General features: G+C 62.3%; 13 protein-coding genes and 1 riboswitch. Of the genes, 8 read left to right on the top strand and 5 right to left on the bottom strand.

What is annotated here, in order from left to right; translation table 11 throughout:
* Nucleotides 1-27 precede the first annotated feature (27 nt).
* A riboswitch (ZMP/ZTP riboswitch) is annotated at nucleotides 28-109 on the top strand.
* A 25-nt stretch (nucleotides 110-134) separates the two neighbouring features.
* Nucleotides 135-1,727 (top strand): bifunctional phosphoribosylaminoimidazolecarboxamide formyltransferase/IMP cyclohydrolase, encoded by a 1,593-nt coding sequence (purH, locus tag IVB29_RS03465; RefSeq protein ID WP_247501993.1) that lies wholly within the window; start codon nucleotides 135-137, stop codon nucleotides 1,725-1,727.
* 60 nt (nucleotides 1,728-1,787) lie between these two features.
* Here the strand turns inward: purH and IVB29_RS03460 are convergent, their stop codons facing one another.
* Nucleotides 1,788-3,173, bottom strand: coding sequence for an MFS transporter (locus IVB29_RS03460; protein ID WP_247501992.1), 1,386 nt, complete (start codon nucleotides 3,171-3,173; stop codon nucleotides 1,788-1,790).
* Nucleotides 3,174-3,284: 111 nt separating this feature from the next.
* Here IVB29_RS03460 and ggt point away from each other — a divergent pair, with 111 nt between their 5' ends.
* Both ggt and IVB29_RS03450 read left to right on the top strand, forming a co-directional pair.
* The gene (gene ggt, locus IVB29_RS03455) at nucleotides 3,285-5,036 is read left to right on the top strand and encodes a gamma-glutamyltransferase (RefSeq protein ID WP_247501991.1); all 1,752 of its coding nucleotides are present in this window, start codon (nucleotides 3,285-3,287) and stop codon (nucleotides 5,034-5,036) included.
* An 88-nt stretch (nucleotides 5,037-5,124) separates the two neighbouring features.
* Nucleotides 5,125-6,420, top strand: coding sequence for an MFS transporter (locus IVB29_RS03450; RefSeq protein ID WP_247501990.1), 1,296 nt, complete (start codon nucleotides 5,125-5,127; stop codon nucleotides 6,418-6,420).
* Between the two features lie 10 nt (nucleotides 6,421-6,430).
* Here IVB29_RS03450 and IVB29_RS03445 read toward each other — a convergent pair whose 3' ends face one another.
* The gene (locus tag IVB29_RS03445; RefSeq protein WP_247501989.1) at nucleotides 6,431-7,096 is read right to left on the bottom strand and encodes a glutathione S-transferase; all 666 of its coding nucleotides are present in this window, start codon (nucleotides 7,094-7,096) and stop codon (nucleotides 6,431-6,433) included.
* A 151-nt stretch (nucleotides 7,097-7,247) separates the two neighbouring features.
* Here IVB29_RS03445 and IVB29_RS03440 point away from each other — a divergent pair, with 151 nt between their 5' ends.
* The 4 genes from IVB29_RS03440 to panE all read left to right on the top strand — a co-directional run bounded on the left by IVB29_RS03440 (nucleotide 7,248) and on the right by panE (nucleotide 11,027).
* Nucleotides 7,248-7,844: a DUF2239 family protein gene (locus IVB29_RS03440; protein WP_247501988.1), complete on the top strand. Its 597-nt coding sequence runs from the start codon at nucleotides 7,248-7,250 to the stop codon at nucleotides 7,842-7,844.
* Between the two features lie 84 nt (nucleotides 7,845-7,928).
* Nucleotides 7,929-9,278 carry an MATE family efflux transporter gene (locus IVB29_RS03435; RefSeq protein ID WP_247501987.1) on the top strand — a complete coding sequence of 450 codons (1,350 nt, stop codon included), beginning with the start codon at nucleotides 7,929-7,931 and terminating at the stop codon, nucleotides 9,276-9,278.
* A gap of 103 nt (nucleotides 9,279-9,381) precedes the next feature.
* Nucleotides 9,382-9,990 (top strand): 2-hydroxychromene-2-carboxylate isomerase, encoded by a 609-nt coding sequence (locus IVB29_RS03430; RefSeq protein ID WP_247501986.1) that lies wholly within the window; start codon nucleotides 9,382-9,384, stop codon nucleotides 9,988-9,990.
* A gap of 113 nt (nucleotides 9,991-10,103) precedes the next feature.
* Complete coding sequence (gene panE / locus IVB29_RS03425) at nucleotides 10,104-11,027, top strand: 2-dehydropantoate 2-reductase (protein ID WP_247501985.1); 924 nt, start codon at nucleotides 10,104-10,106, stop codon at nucleotides 11,025-11,027.
* Between the two features lie 87 nt (nucleotides 11,028-11,114).
* On the opposite strand, the gene IVB29_RS03420 is transcribed toward panE, so the two are convergent.
* The 3 genes from IVB29_RS03420 to IVB29_RS03410 form a co-directional block, all read right to left on the bottom strand.
* The gene (locus tag IVB29_RS03420) at nucleotides 11,115-11,708 is read right to left on the bottom strand and encodes a c-type cytochrome (RefSeq protein ID WP_247501984.1); all 594 of its coding nucleotides are present in this window, start codon (nucleotides 11,706-11,708) and stop codon (nucleotides 11,115-11,117) included.
* A 210-nt stretch (nucleotides 11,709-11,918) separates the two neighbouring features.
* Entirely contained in the window at nucleotides 11,919-13,187 is a 1,269-nt protein-coding gene (locus IVB29_RS03415) for a PQQ-dependent sugar dehydrogenase (protein ID WP_247501983.1), read from the bottom strand.
* 239 nt (nucleotides 13,188-13,426) lie between these two features.
* Nucleotides 13,427-14,422, bottom strand: coding sequence for an NAD(P)-dependent oxidoreductase (locus IVB29_RS03410; RefSeq protein WP_247501982.1), 996 nt, complete (start codon nucleotides 14,420-14,422; stop codon nucleotides 13,427-13,429).
* Between IVB29_RS03410 and IVB29_RS03405 the strand changes: the two genes are divergently transcribed.
* Nucleotides 14,409-16,649, top strand: coding sequence for a hypothetical protein (locus tag IVB29_RS03405; protein ID WP_247501981.1), 2,241 nt, complete (start codon nucleotides 14,409-14,411; stop codon nucleotides 16,647-16,649). The genes IVB29_RS03410 and IVB29_RS03405 overlap by 14 nt on opposite strands.
* Nucleotides 16,650-16,864 lie beyond the last annotated feature (215 nt).

Below are 16,864 nucleotides of genomic sequence, written 5' to 3'. Positions count from 1 at the left end.
GAAACCGGCTGAAAACTGCTATCGAGCCCACGCTCGCGCGACTGGCGACCTTGGATGGAGCACCATCGGGAAGCGCGGGACTGAGACGCCGCGCGCCTGGGCATAGACACTCCTTAAGACAGAGGATCTTGCTCATGACTGACCATCCCCGTCGCGTCACCCGCGCTCTTCTCTCCGTTTCCGACAAAACCGGCCTGATCGAGTTCGCAAAAGCGCTTGCCGCGCATGATGTCGAACTGGTCTCGACCGGCGGCACCGCGAAAGCAATCGCTGCGGCCGGCCTCAAGGTGAAGGACGTGTCCGACCTCACCGGCTTCCCCGAGATGATGGACGGCCGCGTCAAGACGTTGCATCCGAAGGTGCATGGCGGCCTGCTCGCGATCCGCGACAACAAGGAGCATGCGGACGCGATGAAGGCGCACGGCATCGCGCCGATCGATCTGCTCGTCGTCAACCTCTATCCGTTCGAGGCAACCGTCGACAAAGGCGCGGGCTTCGAGGATTGCATCGAGAATATCGACATCGGCGGCCCCGCGATGATCCGCGCCGCCGCCAAGAACCATGACGACGTTGCCGTCGTGGTCGAGGCCGAGGACTACAAGGCCGTACTCGACGAGCTCGCCGCCAACAATGGCGCGACCACGCTGAAACTGCGCCGGCGGCTTGCCGCAAAGGCTTACGCGCGTACCGGAGCCTATGACGCCGCGATCTCGAACTGGTTCAACCGGCAGCTCGAAATCGACGCGCCCGATTTTCGCGCCTTCGGTGGCAAGCTGATCCAGTCGCTGCGCTACGGCGAGAACCCGCACCAGACCGCGGCGTTCTATGCCACGCCCGACAAGCGCCCCGGCGTCTCCACCGCACGGCAGCTCCAGGGCAAGGAGCTCTCCTACAACAACATCAACGACACCGATGCGGCCTATGAATGCATCGGCGAGTTCGACGCCAAGCGCACCGCGGCCTGCGTCATCGTCAAGCACGCCAATCCCTGCGGCGTCGCGGAAGGATCCGACCCCGTCAGCGCCTATCGCAAGGCGCTGGCCTGCGATTCCACTTCGGCCTTCGGCGGCATCATCGCGATGAACCGCGCGCTCGATGCCGATACCGCGCGCGAGATCACGAAAATCTTCACCGAGGTGATCATCGCGCCCGACGCCAGCGAGGAGGCGATCGCCATCATCGGTGCGCGCAAGAATCTGCGCCTGCTGCTCGCCGGCAGCCTGCCCGATCCGCGCGCGCCGGGCCTCACCGCCAAGACGGTCGCGGGCGGTCTGCTCGTGCAGAGCCGCGACAACGCCGTGGTCGATGACATGATTTTCAAGGTCGTGACCAAGCGTGCGCCTAGCGATGCCGAAATGCGCGACCTCAAATTCGCGTTCCGTGTCGCAAAACACGTCAAGTCAAACACCATCATCTACGCCAAGGACCTCGCCACCGTCGGCATCGGCGCCGGCCAGATGAGCCGCGTGGATTCAGCGCGGATCGCGGCGCGCAAGGCGCAGGATGCCGCGAATGAGCTGAAGCTCGCCGAGCCGCTCACCAAGGGTTCTGTCGTGGCGTCGGACGCGTTCTTCCCCTTCGCCGACGGTATGCTCGCCTGCATCGAGGCCGGCGCTACCGCCGTGGTGCAGCCCGGCGGCTCGATGCGCGACGACGAGGTGATCAAGGCCGCCGACGAGCACGGCATCGCCATGGTGTTCACGGGGACGCGGCATTTCCGGCACTGATCTCGCCGTCACTCCGGGCCGCGCCACTTGGCGCGAGCCCGGAGTGACGGTGAAGCGCGGCTACTCCCGCACACGCATCAGCAGCGCGAACCCCGCAACGAAGAACACCACCAGCACGGCCATGCCGGCTTTCTGGTTCGCTGTTACCGCGGTGATCACGCCGATCAGCAGCGGGCCGATGAAGGACGTGACTTTTCCGGTCAACGCAAAGAGGCCGAAATACTGCGCGATGCGGTCCTTCGGCGCGAGACGGATCAGCAGCGTGCGTGAAGCTGCCTGAAGCGGGCCGCCGGCAGCGCCGATGAGACAGCCCAGCACCAGATAGGCCCGCTCCGCGGCGCTCGAGAACATCGGCGCGCCCGGCAGCGGCGGCCCGACCTTGACGAACAGCACGCTGTCCTTGTCGACCAGCAGGATCGCCGCTACCGCGAGCAGGAGGAGCAGCAAGCTGCCGGCGATCACCCGCTTCGGCCCGAGATGATCGTCGAGCTTGCCGCCGAGCCATGCGCCGAAGGTGCCGGCAATCGCCAGCATGATGCCGAAGGTGCCGATCTGGATCGTGTGCCAGCCGAAGGTGCCTGCCGCATAGATGCCGCCGAACGCGAACAGCGACACCAGGCCGTCGGTGTAGATCATGTTGGCGAGCAGGAACGCGGCGAGCGACTTCTGCTGCGGCAAGCTCCTGATCGATTGCTTCAGCTCGGCAAGGCCTGCGTGCAACGCCTCGCGCACCGGACGTTTGGCCGGGTAATCCGGCGTGAACAGGAACATCGGCGTCACGAAGATGATGAACCACAGCCCGGTCAGCGGTCCCGCGGCGCGGTCGCCTTGATGGGTTGCGGGATCGAGCCCGAACAGCGGCGTGAGGCCGAGCAGCGTGCGTCCGGTCTCCGGATTCGCCGCGAGGAAGCCGAGCACAATGATGAGGCTGACGATGCCGCCGATGTAACCCGTAGCCCAGCCGGTGCCGGAGAGCCGGCCGATGCGCTCCGGCGGAACGAGGGTCGGCATCATCGCATTGTTGAAGACGGTGGCGAATTCCGCGCCGACGCTGGCGAGCGCGACCGCGGTGAGCAGGGGCGGAATGATGCTGGGATCGCCGGGCTTGCCGATCCACAGCGTGCAGGACGCCAGCACCAGCAGCGCGCCGAATCCCGCAATCCACGGCTTCCTGCGGCCTGAAGCATCCGCGATGGCCCCCAACAGCGGCGACATCAGCGCGATCGCGAGACCCGCCGCCGCCATCGCAAAGCCCCACAGCGACTGTCCGGTGGCAGGATTTGGCGCGATGCTCGTGGCAAAATAGGGCGCGAACACGAAGGTCGTGATCAGCGTGAAATAAGGCTGCGCGGCCCAGTCGAAGAAGATCCAGCTGACGACGGCTGCGCGCGGCGGATAGGTCCGCTGCGCGCCGGCCAAGCGCGCATCCGGGGCGATCGTCGTCATTCCATAGTCCTCATCACGAACAGTTTTGCCTCTCTCGGGGCAAACCGTATAGCATTGCAATGACGCGTGTGAACTGGCCCAGAGAGACTGAAGGCCAACGGCGGAAGTTTGATGATGGCGTCATTTTCGACACGGCGGGCATTTTTCGCCTTCGTTGCCACTCTGGCGTTTGGTCTTGCGTCGGCCGCCGCGCAGGATGCGCGACGGGCCTATGTCCCGCCTGCACTCGACACGGTGCACGCCGTTCCCGCCGAGCACGGCATGGTGGTGGCGCAGGAGAAGATCTCCGCGCAGGTCGGCGCCGACATCCTGCGGCGCGGCGGCAATGCGGTCGATGCCGCGGTTGCGACCGGCTTTGCGATGGCGGTGACCTATCCGCGCGCCGGCAATATCGGCGGCGGCGGTTTTATGGTGATCCATTCGGCCGAGCGTCACGAAGACATCACGATCGACTATCGTGAGACCGCGCCGGCGGCGACCACGCCGCAAATCTTCCTCGACGCCGATGGCAAGCCTGATGCTGCGAAGTCGCGCGATTCCGCACTTGGCGTCGGCGTGCCCGGCACCGTTGCGGGTTTTGCGCTGGCGCTGGAAAAATATGGTTCGGGCCAGTTCACGCTGGCGCAATTGCTCGAGCCCGCGATCGTGCTCGCCCGCGACGGTTTTGTCCTCACCGACGACATGGCCGACACGCTGCCGGGGTGGCACCGGCGGCTCGCGCGCTGGCCTTCCTCGGCCAAAATCTTCTCGCGTCCCGATGGCACGTCGCTCGGCGAAGGCGACAGGCTGGTGCAAACCGATCTCGCCGAAACGCTGTCGGCTATCGCGGCGCTGGGACCACGCGGCTTCTATGAAGGGCCGGTCGCCGAAAAGCTCGCCAAGGCCATCGCCGAGGCCGGTGGCATCATGACGCCGGCCGATCTGAAATCCTATTCTGCCGTGATCCGCGCGCCGGTGCGCGGCAGCTATCGCGGCTACGACATCGTCTCGATGCCGCTGCCATCCTCCGGCGGGATCGTGCTGATGGAGACCCTCAACATCCTCGAAGGCTATCAGCTTGCTGACCTGAAGCAGGGTTCGCCGGCATCGCTGCATCTGCTGATCGAAGCCATGAAGCGTGCCTATGCCGACCGCGCGCGCTATCTCGGCGATCCCGCCTTCGTCAAGGCGCCGATCGAGACACTCACCGCGAAGGACTATGCCACCAAGCTGCGCATCGGCATCTCGACAGATCGCGCCACGCCGTCCAAGGATATCGTGTCCGCTCCTCCTGCGCCGCGCGAAGGCACCAACACCACGCATTACTCGGTCGTCGACAGCCGCGGCAACGCCGTCAGCAACACCTACACGCTGAACTTCAGCTATGGCGTCGGCTTGGTCGCCGACGGCACCGGCGTGCTGCTCAACAACGAGCTCGACGATTTCACCGCGGCGGTCGGTGCTTCCAACGCCTACGGCCTCGTCGGCTACGAGGCGAATTTGCCCGGCCCCGGCAAGCGGCCGCTGTCCTCGATGTCGCCGACCATCGTGTTGAAGGACGGCAAGCCGGTGCTGGTCACGGGTTCGCCGGGCGGCAGCCGCATCATCTCGACCGTGCTCCAGGTGATCGTCAACGTCCTCGATTACAAGATGGACGTGGCCGCTGCCGTGGCCGCCCCGCGGCTGCATCATCAATGGCTGCCGGACGAGGTCCGCATCGAGCGCGGCTTTCCCGACGATGTCCTGTTCGAGCTGAAGGCGATGGACCACCTCATCGTCGAGCCGATGGGGCAGACATCGGCCAATTCGATTCTCGTGACCCCGAACGGCCCCCTCGGCGCGCCCGATCCGCGCTCGCGCGGCGCGGAGGCAGCGGGACAGTAACCCGATCCCTGCATGGTCCGACATCTTGCGCTCGCTGCCGCGCGTGCTACCACCCCTCGACCAAAGAAAAAACGCCGGGGAAACGCACATGACCGCAGCCGATCCGAACCTGCGCATCGAGCGCGCGGAGATCGAAGACACCAGCCTTCTCGCCTTCTATCGCGACATGAATGCGCCGGAGCGTCGGACGTTCTGGGCCTGCGCCGCGGGCTGGGCGCTCGACGGCATGGACTTCATGATCTATCCGCTGGTGATCGGCACCATCATCGCGCTGTGGAAGGTCGATGCGGCCTCGGCGGGCCTCGCCGGCACCGTGACGTTGCTGGCCTCCGCCATCGGCGGCTGGCTCGGCGGTTATCTCTCCGACCATATCGGCCGGGTCAGGACGCTCCAGATCACCATCATCTGGTTCTCCGTATTCTCGCTGGTCTGCGCGGTCGTGCAGAATTTCGATCAGCTCCTGATCGCGCGCGCCGTGCTCGGCCTGGGCTTCGGCGGTGAGTGGGCGGCGGGCGCCGTGCTGATGGGCGAAGCGATCCGACCGCAATATCGCGGACGCGCGGTCGGCTCGGTGCAGTCGGGCTGGGCGGTCGGCTGGGGCCTCGCGGTGCTGTCGCAGGCGATCCTGTTTTCGCTGATGCCTCCGGAGACGGCATGGCGCTGGATGTTCGTGATCGGCGCGCTGCCGGCGCTGCTGGTGTTCTATATTCGCCGCTCCGTCACCGAGCCGGAGATCGCGGCTGAGGCCCGCGCGAAGCAGGCCGCGAGCGGTGATCGTCCGGCGCTCTGGGAGATTTTCTCCGGCCCGATCCTGAAGACCACGATCCTGGCGTCGCTGATGGCGACGGGCTGTCAGGGTGGCTATTACGCCGTCACCTTCTGGGTGCCGCAATTCCTGACAAAGGAGCGGCATCTGTCGATCGTCGGCTCGACCGGCTACCTGTCGACGCTGATCATCGGCTCCTTCATCGGCTATCTCACCGGCGCCTGGCTTGCCGACCGGATCGGACGGCGCAATCTGTTCCTGATCTTCTCGATCGGCGCCATGGCGGTGGTGCTGCTCTACACGCAGCTGCCGCTCACCAACGAGATCCTGTGGGTACTCGGCTTCCCGCTCGGCTTCTTCGCCTCCGGCTATTTCTCCGGCATCGGCGCGTTCCTGACCGAGCTCTATCCGACGCGGCTGCGCGGCTCCGGCCAGGGCTTCTGCTACAATTTCGGCCGCGGCATCGGCGCGCTGTTTCCGTTCCTCGTCGGCTCGCTCTCAGCGTCGACGTCGCTTGCGAATGCGATCGCGATGTTCGCGGTCGTGGCCTACGCGCTGTTCTTCATCGCAGCCTTTGCGCTGCCGGAGACGAAGGGCCGCGTGTTGCACGCGGATTAGTGAAAGCGAACTACCGTCCGATCTGGTACGGTCCGCCCTTCTCGAGGGCGCGGCTGTACGCCGGCCGTGCGTGGATGCGCTCCAGGAATGCCATCGCCTTGGGATGGCCGAGCTCGAGCCCACCACGTGCTTGGGCTGCCTCCAGCGGAAAGCTCATCTGGATGTCGGCGGCGGTGAACTCGTTGCCGGCGAACCACTCGCTCTTCGCAAGCTCGCCTTCCCAATAATCCATGTGCTGCTTGAGCTGCGGATTGACCAGCGTGGTGAGCGCCTGATTCGAGACTTTTCGCACCAGCGGTCGCAGCAGCGCCGGCGCGCGCTTCGGCATCAGCGTGAACAGTAGCTTGAGCAGCAGCGGCGACATCGCGGATCCCTCCGCATAGTGCAGCCAGTAAGTGAAGCGCAGCCGATCCGGCGTGTTCGGCGGCGGGATCAGCCGGCCATTGCCGTAGGTGGCGATGAGATATTCGATGATCGCGCCTGATTCAGCGACGGTGTTGCCGTTGTCGGTGATGACGGGCGACTTGCCGAGCGGATGGATCGCGCGCAGCTCCTTCGGCGCGCGCATGTCGGGCTGGCGCTGATAGCGCACGATCTCGTAGGGCACACCCAACTCTTCGAGCAGCCACAGCACGCGCTGCGAGCGGGAATTGTTGAGGTGATGAACAGTCAGCATCGCGTGGTCCCCGAGGCTAGGCGTGGTCGATCGGACGCGCGTTCGTGCCAGTCCGGGAACGCAATGTCGAGCCATCCGGACGAATATTTTCACCCGGGTATATTGACCCCACTGATTTACCCGGGTATTAAAAAGGCCAACGTCGATCAATATGGCAATGATTTCAATGCAAAAGACTTTCACTGCCTTCCAGGGGCAGCGTCGCCTGGTATCCGGGCCGGCAGGAGAGGTCGCGCTGGTCGTCAAGCGGATGGCGCCGCGGCCGGACGAACCCATCATCATCTTCGAGGACGACACCGGCCGATCGATCGACTTCGATCTGCGCGGTGGGGATCGCGAGGTGCTGGCGCGTTTGGCGAAGCTTATCCCGCCGCCGGTTGATGAGATTGCAGCACCGGCCGAGCCGCGTGGGCGCGGCCGTCCAAAACTCGGCGTGGTCGCGCGCGAGGTGACACTGCTGCCGCGACACTGGGAATGGCTCGGAGCCCAGCCGGGCGGTGCGTCGGTCGCTTTGCGAAAGCTCGTCGATGAGGCAAGGCGTGTCAGCGGCGACAAGGACCGCGAGCGGCAGGCGCGCGATGCGGCCTATCACTTCATGTCGACGATGGCCGGCAACCTCCCGCAATTCGAGGAAGCCTCGCGGGCTTTGTTCGCGGATGATCGGCGACGCTTCACCGGACTGATCGCCGACTGGCCTACTGCCATCCGCGATCACATCGTCAAGCTCGCCTACAGTGACCGCGCTTAAAGCGCGCCTCTTCACAACCCCATCGCCGGCCGAGCCGCGCATTGCGCGGCAACGGCTTCGCACGTCCTGATGAAAGGCGCATCCATGTCCGTCGCCACGCCGCTCTGGAAAACGTTCCTGCGCTTTCTCGCGCCGCTGATGCTGAGCAACGCGCTGCAATCGCTGTTCGGCACGGTCAGCAATGTCTATCTCGGCCAGATGATCGGCGTCGACGCGCTCGCTGCGGTCTCGGTGTTCTTCCCGGTGATGTTCTTCCTGTTCGCCTTCGTGATGGGCCTGAGCACCGGCGCCACCGTGCTGATCGGCCAGGCGTTTGGAGCCGGCGAGCACGGCAGGATCAGGAGCATCGCGGGTACGACACTCGCGATTGGACTGCTGCTATCGATATCGATTGCACTCGCCGGCGGGATCTTCAGCCGCCAATTGATGATGATGCTCGCCACGCCCACAGACATTCTCGACCAGGCCAGCGCCTATGCACGCATCATGTTGCTGACGATGCCGCTCGGCTTCGTCTTCCTGCTGATGACGGCGATGATCCGCGGCGTCGGCGACGCGCTCACGCCGCTGCTGGCGCTGGCGTTGTCGACGACAATCGGCCTGATTCTGACGCCGATGCTGATCCGCGGTTCGTTCGGAGTGCCCGCGACCGGCATCACCAGCCCGGCCTGGGCGGCTGCAATCGCCAACGCGTTGACGCTGCTCGCGCTGGCCGTCTATCTGCTGCGGAAGAAACATGCGCTGGCGCCGGATGCTGCGCTACTGCGTCATCTCCGACTCGATCGCGCCGTGCTGGGAAAAATCCTCGGCATCGGATTGCCGAGCGCGATCGGCATGGTAGTGATGGCGATTGCGGAGCTGGTGCTGCTCGGCCTCGTCAACGGTTATGGGTCAGAGGCCACCGCGGCTTACGGCGCGGTGAACCAGGTGATGGGCTACACGCAGTTCACGGCGTTGTCGATTTCGATTGCGGTCTCGATCCTCGGCGCGCAGGCGATCGGCGGCGGAGACAGGACCAGGCTCGACGGCATCGTGCGGACCGGCCTCGCGTTCAACCTCGTTCTGACCGGCGGCTTGGTCGCGCTGATCTACCTCGCGCCGCGCGCCGTGCTTGGCATCTTTATCACGGACGGCGCCGTGCTCGATCTGGCGAAGGAATTGCTCTTCATCGCCTTGTGGAGCTCGGTGCCGTTCGGCATGGCCACTGTATTCTCAGGCGCGATGCGCGCTGCCGGCGTGGCGCTGACGCCGATGCTGCTCTCGATCTTCGCCATCGTCGCGATCGAGCTGCCGGCCGCCGTGATCCTGAGTCGCACCGTCGGCCTCAAGGGCGTGTGGGCGGCGTATCCGATCGTGTTCTGCGCCATGTTTATTTTGCAGACGGGCTATTACCTGCTGGTGTGGCGCAAGCGGGCGATCCGGCGTCTGGTCTGACGATCAAGATATTATGACCGTCATTAAACGGTAGACCTGTGGCGCGCCCTGCGCCACAATGGCTGAAAAGCCAGATCAGAAAGTTCGGTCAGGGAGAATGATTTTGACCCGCACAGCCCCGCAATTCCTGTTCGATTTCGGCAGCCCGAACGCCTATCTCAGCCATCTCGCGATACCGGCGATCGAGCAGCGCATCGGCGTCAAGTTCGAATATGTGCCGATCCTGCTCGGCGGCATCTTCAAGTCCACCAACAACAAGTCGCCGGTCGAGACGCTCGCCGGCGTCAAGAACAAGCGCGAATTCCAGGGGATCGAGACCGAGCGCTTCGTCAAGCGCTTCAAGGTCGAGCCTTACGTCTTCAATCCCAACTTCCCCGTCAACACGTTGAACCTGATGCGCACGGCGATCGCGGCGCAGCTCGAAGGCGTGTTCGAGAAATACGTCGACGCCGCCTTCCACCACATGTGGCGCGAGCCGAAGAAGATGGACGACCCTGAGGTTGCAGCCAAGGCGCTGGCATCCTCCGGTCTCGATGCCCAAAAGCTGTTCGCCCGCGCGCAGGAGCCCGAGGTGAAGGGCAAGCTGATCAAGAATACCGAGGAGGCAGTTGCCCGCGGCGCGTTCGGCTCGCCGACCTTCTTCGTCGGCAACGAGATGTTCTTCGGCAAGGAGCAGCTGCGCGAGGTCGAGGAGATGGTGTTGGGGACGTAATCCCTTCCTTCTCCGGCGACGGAATGTGATCGCGGTACCATTCTGGATTGCTTCGCTTCGCGCGCAATGACGCCTATAGATAGGCCGCCAATAGCAACAACAAGGACAATTCCATGCGCATTCTCGTGGTCGGCGCCGGCGCCATCGGTGGCTATTTTGGTGGGAGGCTGTTGCAGGCTGGCTGCGACGTCACCTTCCTGGTTCGGCCACGCCGCGCAGGCGAACTCGCGAGCGCCGGTCTCGTCATCAAGAGCCCGAATGGCGACGTCACCTTGAAAAATCCGCCGACGGTTCAGGCCGATGCGCTCAAGGAGAAATTCGATGTCGTGCTGCTCAGCTGCAAGGCGTTCGACCTCGACGACGCCATCAAGTCGTTTGCACCGGCGGTCGGACCTGATACCGCGATCATTCCGATGCTGAACGGCATGAAGCATCTCGACACGCTCGATGCCAAATTCGGCAAGGAGCGCGTGCTCGGCGGCCTCTGCGCCATCGCCGCGACCTTGAACGAGAAGCGCGAGGTGGTGCAGCTCCAGCCGATGCAGTCGATCAATTTCGGCGAGCGCGACGGAAAACTGTCAGACCGGGTCAAGGCGATCGACGAGGCCTTCAAGAGCGGCATCAATGGTGCCACCGCCAGCCAGAACATCATGCAGGACATGTGGGAAAAGTGGGTGTTCCTGTCCTCGCTCGCCGCAAGCACCAGTCTGATGCGCACCTCCGTCGGCAACATTTTGGCGGCCCCCGGTGGTCGCGACTTTTTGCTCGGCATGCTCGATGAGACCAGCGCAATCGCCACCGCGTCGGGCTACACGCCGGGCGGGCCGTTCTTCGAGCGCGTGAAGGGTAACATCACGACCGAGGGCTCGCCGATGACCGCCTCGATGTTCCGCGACGTCAAGGCGGGCCTGCCGGTCGAAGCCGATCACGTGATCGGCGACCTCATTGCGCGCGCCGATGCCGCCAAGGTGCCGGTGCCGAAGCTGCGCATCGCGTATACGCATCTGAAGGCGTATGAGAAGCAACGGGCGGGGTAGGTAGTAGCCACCCACTCCGCTGTCGTCCCGGGTTCGCGCTTTGCGCGCCCCGGGACAACGAGCTGTGTTGGCGGCTACAGCCACACGCTATTTGAAATACGCGAGATAGTGCGAGACGGCGGTGATTTCTTCGTCGCTCATGTGATAGGCGACATCGGCCATCGCGGCACCGCCGCCACCCACGCGCTGGCTGCTCTTGTAATCATGCAGCGCCTTGACGAGATATTCCTCGCGCTGGCCCGCCAGCCGCGCCACCGCCTTGGTGCCGGCGAAGCTATCGGTATGGCATGAAGCGCAGCGGCGGCCGACGGCGACTTGCGCGCCCTTTTTCGACAGGTCCGGATCCTTGTCCTCCGCCGCTGTCGGCGGCGTCATCGCCGCGAAATAGGCGCCGAGATTGCGGACGTCCTCGTTGGTAATTTCCTCGGCGATCGGCTGCATCTGGTCGTTCTTGCGCGAACCGGCGCGGAAGAACACGAGCTGCCATTGGATGAACTGATCCGGCTGGCCCGCCAGCGAGGGGATGTTCTCCGTCTGCGAAATGCCGTTCTCGCCGTGACAGCCGGAGCAGACAGCGGCCTTCTCCTTGATCGCGGCATTGTCGGCGGCCCGGGCCGGGACGAATGCGAATGCTGCGAACGCAACCACGCTGATTGCGTGCGAGATGAACTGCCGGCGCATGATTGGGATTCCGATCTATCGAACTCGTCATTCCGGGGCGTGCGGAGCACAAGCTGCGATGCGCGATTGCGCATCTGAGAATCCATAACCCCGGTTCGTGGATATGGGTTCCGGACTTGCGCTGGCGCGCAATCCGGAACGGCAACAAAGTTGAAAGGAAAAGAGGCTGCGGCACCTCCCGGCCACCGCAGCCTCCGTTTCAGCAGCGCGCTACTTCTTGCTGTAGCTGATGCGATAGATCGCGCCGGCCCAGTCGTCGGCGACGAGGATCGATCCATCCTTGGCGAGGATGATGTCATTGGGACGGCCGAGATAGCCCTGGTCCCCCTCGATCCAGCCGGAAGCGAACACCTCCTTCTTGGCATTCTTGCCGTCGGGCCCGACGATCACGCGCGTGATATTGCCACCCTGGTACTTGTGACGATTCCAGGAGCCGTGCTCGGCGATCAGGATGTTGTTCTTGTACTCGGCGGGGAATTGGTCGCCGGTATAGAACTTCATGCCGAGCGGAGCGACGTGGGCGCCGAGATTCAGCACGGGCGGCGTGAACTCGGAGCATTTGTGGCCCATCGCGAACTTCGTATCGGGAAGATCGCCCTGGTGACAGTAGGGATAGCCAAAGTGCTCGCCCATCTTCGAGATCATGTTCAGCTTGTCGCTGGGCAGATCGTCGCTGATCCAGTCGCGCGCGTTCTCGGTGAACCAGTATTTGCCGCTGCGCGGATCGACGTCGCCGCCGACCGAGTTGCGAACGCCAAGCGCGTAGATTTCAGCGTTGCCGGTCTTGGGATCGACGCGTCGGATCTGCGACACGCTGGTGGGCGGGATTCCGACATTGAAGGGCGGCCCGAACGGCAAATAGAACCAGCCGTCCTTGTCGACCGCGATGTACTTCCAGCCATGCGCGGCATAGGACGGCATGTCGTCATAGACGACCTTGCCCTCGCCGGGATTGTCGAGCTTGTTTTCGATGTCGTCGTAGCGGATCAGCTTGTCGACCGCGATGACATAGAGCGCACCATCCTTGACGGCCAGACCCGTGGGCATGTTCAGCCCCTTCAGGATGGTCTTGACCTCCTTCTTCCCGTTGTTGTCCTTGATGGCATAGACGTTGCCAAGGCCGAACGAGCCGACGAACAGCGTGCCCTTGTCGCCCCAGGCCATCTGCCGCGCGGCGAGAACGCCGGGCGCATAGACCTCGATCTTGAAGCCGGCCGGCAGCTTGATCTTCTTCATCATCGCCGCGAGCTCGGCCTCCGACGCGCCGGTCGGCGGGCCCGACGGCGGCGCGAGGCCCTTTTGCGCCTCGGTCTCGTCGCCGAGGAACCAGTCATCCGGCGGATGGGTCCAGAACTCCTTGGTGCCGGATTCGTATTTCTTGAGCGGTTTGCTCTTGTCCTGCGCATTGCCAACGCTGGTCCCCGCAAGAAGGGCCACGGCCGCAAGCGCCAACACGGATCGATTGAACATCGATGTCATCGCGTCACTCCCCTATGGCAGCCGTCAGGGCTGCACGTTATTTTATTATGGCTAGTCGAGAGGCGAAGTTTGGAGTCCGCCTGAGAGGCAGGCGCGAAAAGGTTAGCACATCTGCGAGCGCTGAGAAGCGCGTCGCGTGCGCAGTAGTTGCGCTCAATAAAAATTGAGACAGATTTCCTCCCGCCGCGCATGCAGCGGCAATGATCTCGCTGCAACGCGGAATCATAATGGCGTGCGGCTTAATTTGGAGGCAGCCGGACGGGGTAGGGCCCGTCGTCAAAAATCGTCTCGTGATAGCCTTTCGACCCGACCTCGCGCGCCAGCGCGCTGCGAAAGTCGGTTCCGGCATGCAGGCTGTTCAGCACATGAGCAAAGTCGAATTCAGGCCGCCAGCCCAGCTCGCGCCGCGCGCGCTCGTTGACATAGACGCGGTCGATCCCGGGGAAGAGCCGCCAGCCGCGTAGCGCATAAAGCTGCGCGCAATCCGGATAGAGCTCGCGCACGACGCCGGCCGCGTCGCGTGCCAGGGCCGCGAGATGGCGTGGCTCGAACGGGCTCGTTGCGGAGATGACGTAGCGGGCGAAACCGATCTTCGGCGCATGCTCGACGGCGAGCAGATGGGCGCTCACCGCATCCGCTATATCCAGGCGCCTACAGAGCAGCTCGTTGGCCTGCGCGTTGTCCAGCGGGTAAGCCGAGCGCATCGCCGGATCGTCGTCGTCCTCGGGAAAGAAGCGCGAGGTCCGTAAGACAACCACCGGCAGGCCGCGCTCGCGGAAGAACAGCTCACACAGGGTCTCCGCCATCAGTTTTGTGGAGCCGTAGATATTCTTCGGCACTGGCGGCAGGTCCTCGGTGACCCACACGGCAGCCTCTTCGGCCTCGGCGCGAAGCTGCGAACCAAACGCGCTGGTGGTACTGGTGAAAACAAAACTGCGCACACCGGCAGCTACCGCCGCCTCGAGCAGATTCAGCGTGCCGGTGACGTTGGTGTCGACGAAGTCCCGTTTGCCGTGGGTCGCCACATGCGGCTTGTGCAGCGTCGCGGTGTGAATGACGGCGGTGACGCCATCCATCTGCTCCCGGACGAAGCCGGGGTCGACGATCGAGCCCACGGCATCGGTGAAGGGCGATGGCTTCAGGTCTATCCCACGCACAGGGGACACGCCCGCCCGGAGCGTCCGCAAGATGGCCTCCCCAAGGTGGCCCGCGCTGCCGGTGATGAGAATCGTCATCTTCGATCCTGACGCCAGAAGTGATCGCGGAGGTGTCGCGACGACGGTTGTAAGATGGTTCCACCCTATATTAGGATTGCACCCATTATGGGGTGCAAAGATGTTTTTAGTCGCGTGGTGGCTGACTGGCGTTCTTCTTGGTTGGTTTATCTGGCAATTTTACAAGATTTGGCGATCGGAGCGTCGGCGGCAGGCTCTGGATGCCAGCTCGTTGGATCAGCTTAACGCTCTGACAAAAGCATTGCTGGCACTCCAAAGGGTTCTCGCGGCGCTATACGGGTACCCGCCTGCTATTCAGCCGCACGAAGAAGGCTCAACAGACCTCGTTCGACCTTCCGTTAAGACCCTCGGACGATGGCTCGCGGCCTTGATCGTGATCGCGTTGCTCGTGATCGCTTTTGCCGCAGCCACCGACAACGCTCAGCTGCTCCAGTGCGTGCTCGTCGTAAAGTCATACCTTGTCGGTATTCGCGTTCAGGCATTTATTGTCGGGATACTGAGCGGACTTGTCTTCAGACAATATCGGCGGCAACTTGGCAACTTTGGACGGCGGTTGGGAAATGCCGTCATCGGAGACAAAGACGGCAGCACGGCTTGGGCGTTGCAGGGCGCGTTGGCGGTCGGACTGATTGCGATCGGTCTATTCGTCGTGAGACCGGATCTGCTGCTGTATTTGAAGTCGTTCAAATTCGGGACCGTGGAGGCGACATTCGGGGATCAGGGACCCTTGCCGTTGAGAGACGCCCGCCTCAATCTAAGAGAATTCCGCGAGAAGATTGCTGTTAGGCAGTACAAGAAATTTAGAGAAGATTTTATATCGGCAAGCTCGCCGAGAGGGTTGGCGCGGCGGGATCTAAGCTCTCCCACAATTGTCGATATTCAACAGGAATCGGGTGAAATCGCTTCGTTGATATTCGAGCAATACGTCAACCCGGTGCTTTCATCTGTTCTTTGCTTAGCGAGGGCACATGCCCTGAACGAAGCTATTCATGACCCCGACCTGTCACTTTATAGCTCGGCTTGGCAGGACTTCTTGCTGCAGATTCATCGTGATGATCGCCTGCTTACGTCGAGTCTCTTAAAGACTTTTCTGATTTCGTTGCCTCGCAAATCTGCTCCCTTCATTAAGCGCGTCCGCGATGCATATCCCGAATGCAAAGAAGATTTACCCGCGATTGAGCCTGCTTACTCTCGAACGTTGATAAATACGATCGCAGCCGATCAAGTCGCTCTGCTCTACAAAAACGCGTTGGACAAACAACAAAAGGTCAACAAGGCGTCGGTTCGCTCCTTGAGGATTTTCGACCCATATTTGACCGGTGCAGCGGCAGACCTAGTTGCCTTGATTTCTGGGGAAGGAGAAAAAGCTGATTTCCTGCTGAATATTCTCAGTGATTTTGACCCATCCGACGACGACATAACGCCCGGGATCATAAATCTCCACTATCAGGTCACGGACTCATGGCTCAACAGTATCGGGTCATTGCCTCTTGATCTGGTACGATCGCAGATTGAGTACGCCATTCACGGCGTTGATGTCTTGATGGCACGTAGCGGGTCGAGGTTAGACGAGATCGAAAAGAGGGCCTCGGCAGACTCGCAAGAACGCAAAACGCCAGAACAAGTCACAGAGGAGGAAAAGCAGCGCAAGAAAGATGCGAAGAACATGTCGACAATTTATGGCATCTTTCTCAGAAACTCATTTGCGACGCTTACCGCCGAAGTTGACGTCTACGTTCGTCATATCTTAGCTGACGAAAAAATTCCCGAAGGACATCGCCAAAGCTGGGTAAAGGCAGCAAGCCGATTACAAGCAATGCTGCAAGCTCGGCTGAACCTTCCCGTCGCAAATATTGATGGCCTGTTCACAGTTGAATTGAACGCCAGAATGAAGGCTCATCTGCATGAGGACGAGGGCCTCGATCTTCAGTCCGACATCAAGATTGATCCAGATTTTCTGCTGCAGGCGGACTTGGCTATAGCGCTAACCTCCATCCTTTTGCCGGATAGAAATCGCGTCAGCGTACAAAATTGTACCGCAGCGTTGTTCTATGTGAACGAAGCTTCGGCATCCGTGCAACCAACCATAGAGGTGAACGAACTCGACAAGGCACAAGAGCACCACTTGCGCCAATTAATCAGAACTGTTGCGAATCGTGTCGGCGATACCTGCTCCTGGACGGACGCAGGAAGCCAAGCCAAGCTCTCAGAGGCGAAGACAAAATAGGGGTGAGCTAGATCGTCTTCGCCATCGCCACGCTCTGCAAGCAGAGCATCAGCGCGATCACGAGCATAAAAATTTGGGCTTTCATCATCGTCTGACTCCGCATCCGCTCAGGATGCAACCTCTGGATCGTAATTTAAGCTTATTTACAAAACCTGCAAGGATTTGCCCGGGTTCCGGATCAATTTTGCGACCCTGACGGAACGCTCCGGATTAAA

Source organism: Bradyrhizobium sp. 1, assembly GCF_023073315.1.
GTDB lineage: Bacteria > Pseudomonadota > Alphaproteobacteria > Rhizobiales > Xanthobacteraceae > Bradyrhizobium.
This window is presented reverse-complemented; position numbering and strand designations above follow the sequence as displayed.

Bases quoted from the DNA above. Each gene is read 5' to 3' on its own strand.
- ggt (WP_247501991.1), top strand. From the start codon at position 3,285: ATGATGGCGTCATTTTCGACACGGCGGGCATTTTTCGCCTTCGTTGCC.
- IVB29_RS03415 (WP_247501983.1), bottom strand. From the start codon at position 13,187: ATGACATCGATGTTCAATCGATCCGTGTTGGCGCTTGCGGCCGTGGCC.
- purH (WP_247501993.1), top strand. From the start codon at position 135: ATGACTGACCATCCCCGTCGCGTCACCCGCGCTCTTCTCTCCGTTTCC.
- IVB29_RS03440 (WP_247501988.1), top strand. From the start codon at position 7,248: ATGGCAATGATTTCAATGCAAAAGACTTTCACTGCCTTCCAGGGGCAG.
- IVB29_RS03405 (WP_247501981.1), top strand. From the start codon at position 14,409: ATGAGAATCGTCATCTTCGATCCTGACGCCAGAAGTGATCGCGGAGGT.
- IVB29_RS03450 (WP_247501990.1), top strand. From the start codon at position 5,125: ATGACCGCAGCCGATCCGAACCTGCGCATCGAGCGCGCGGAGATCGAA.
- panE (WP_247501985.1), top strand. From the start codon at position 10,104: ATGCGCATTCTCGTGGTCGGCGCCGGCGCCATCGGTGGCTATTTTGGT.
- IVB29_RS03435 (WP_247501987.1), top strand. From the start codon at position 7,929: ATGTCCGTCGCCACGCCGCTCTGGAAAACGTTCCTGCGCTTTCTCGCG.
- IVB29_RS03460 (WP_247501992.1), bottom strand. From the start codon at position 3,173: ATGACGACGATCGCCCCGGATGCGCGCTTGGCCGGCGCGCAGCGGACC.
- IVB29_RS03445 (WP_247501989.1), bottom strand. From the start codon at position 7,096: ATGCTGACTGTTCATCACCTCAACAATTCCCGCTCGCAGCGCGTGCTG.
- IVB29_RS03420 (WP_247501984.1), bottom strand. From the start codon at position 11,708: ATGCGCCGGCAGTTCATCTCGCACGCAATCAGCGTGGTTGCGTTCGCA.
- IVB29_RS03410 (WP_247501982.1), bottom strand. From the start codon at position 14,422: ATGACGATTCTCATCACCGGCAGCGCGGGCCACCTTGGGGAGGCCATC.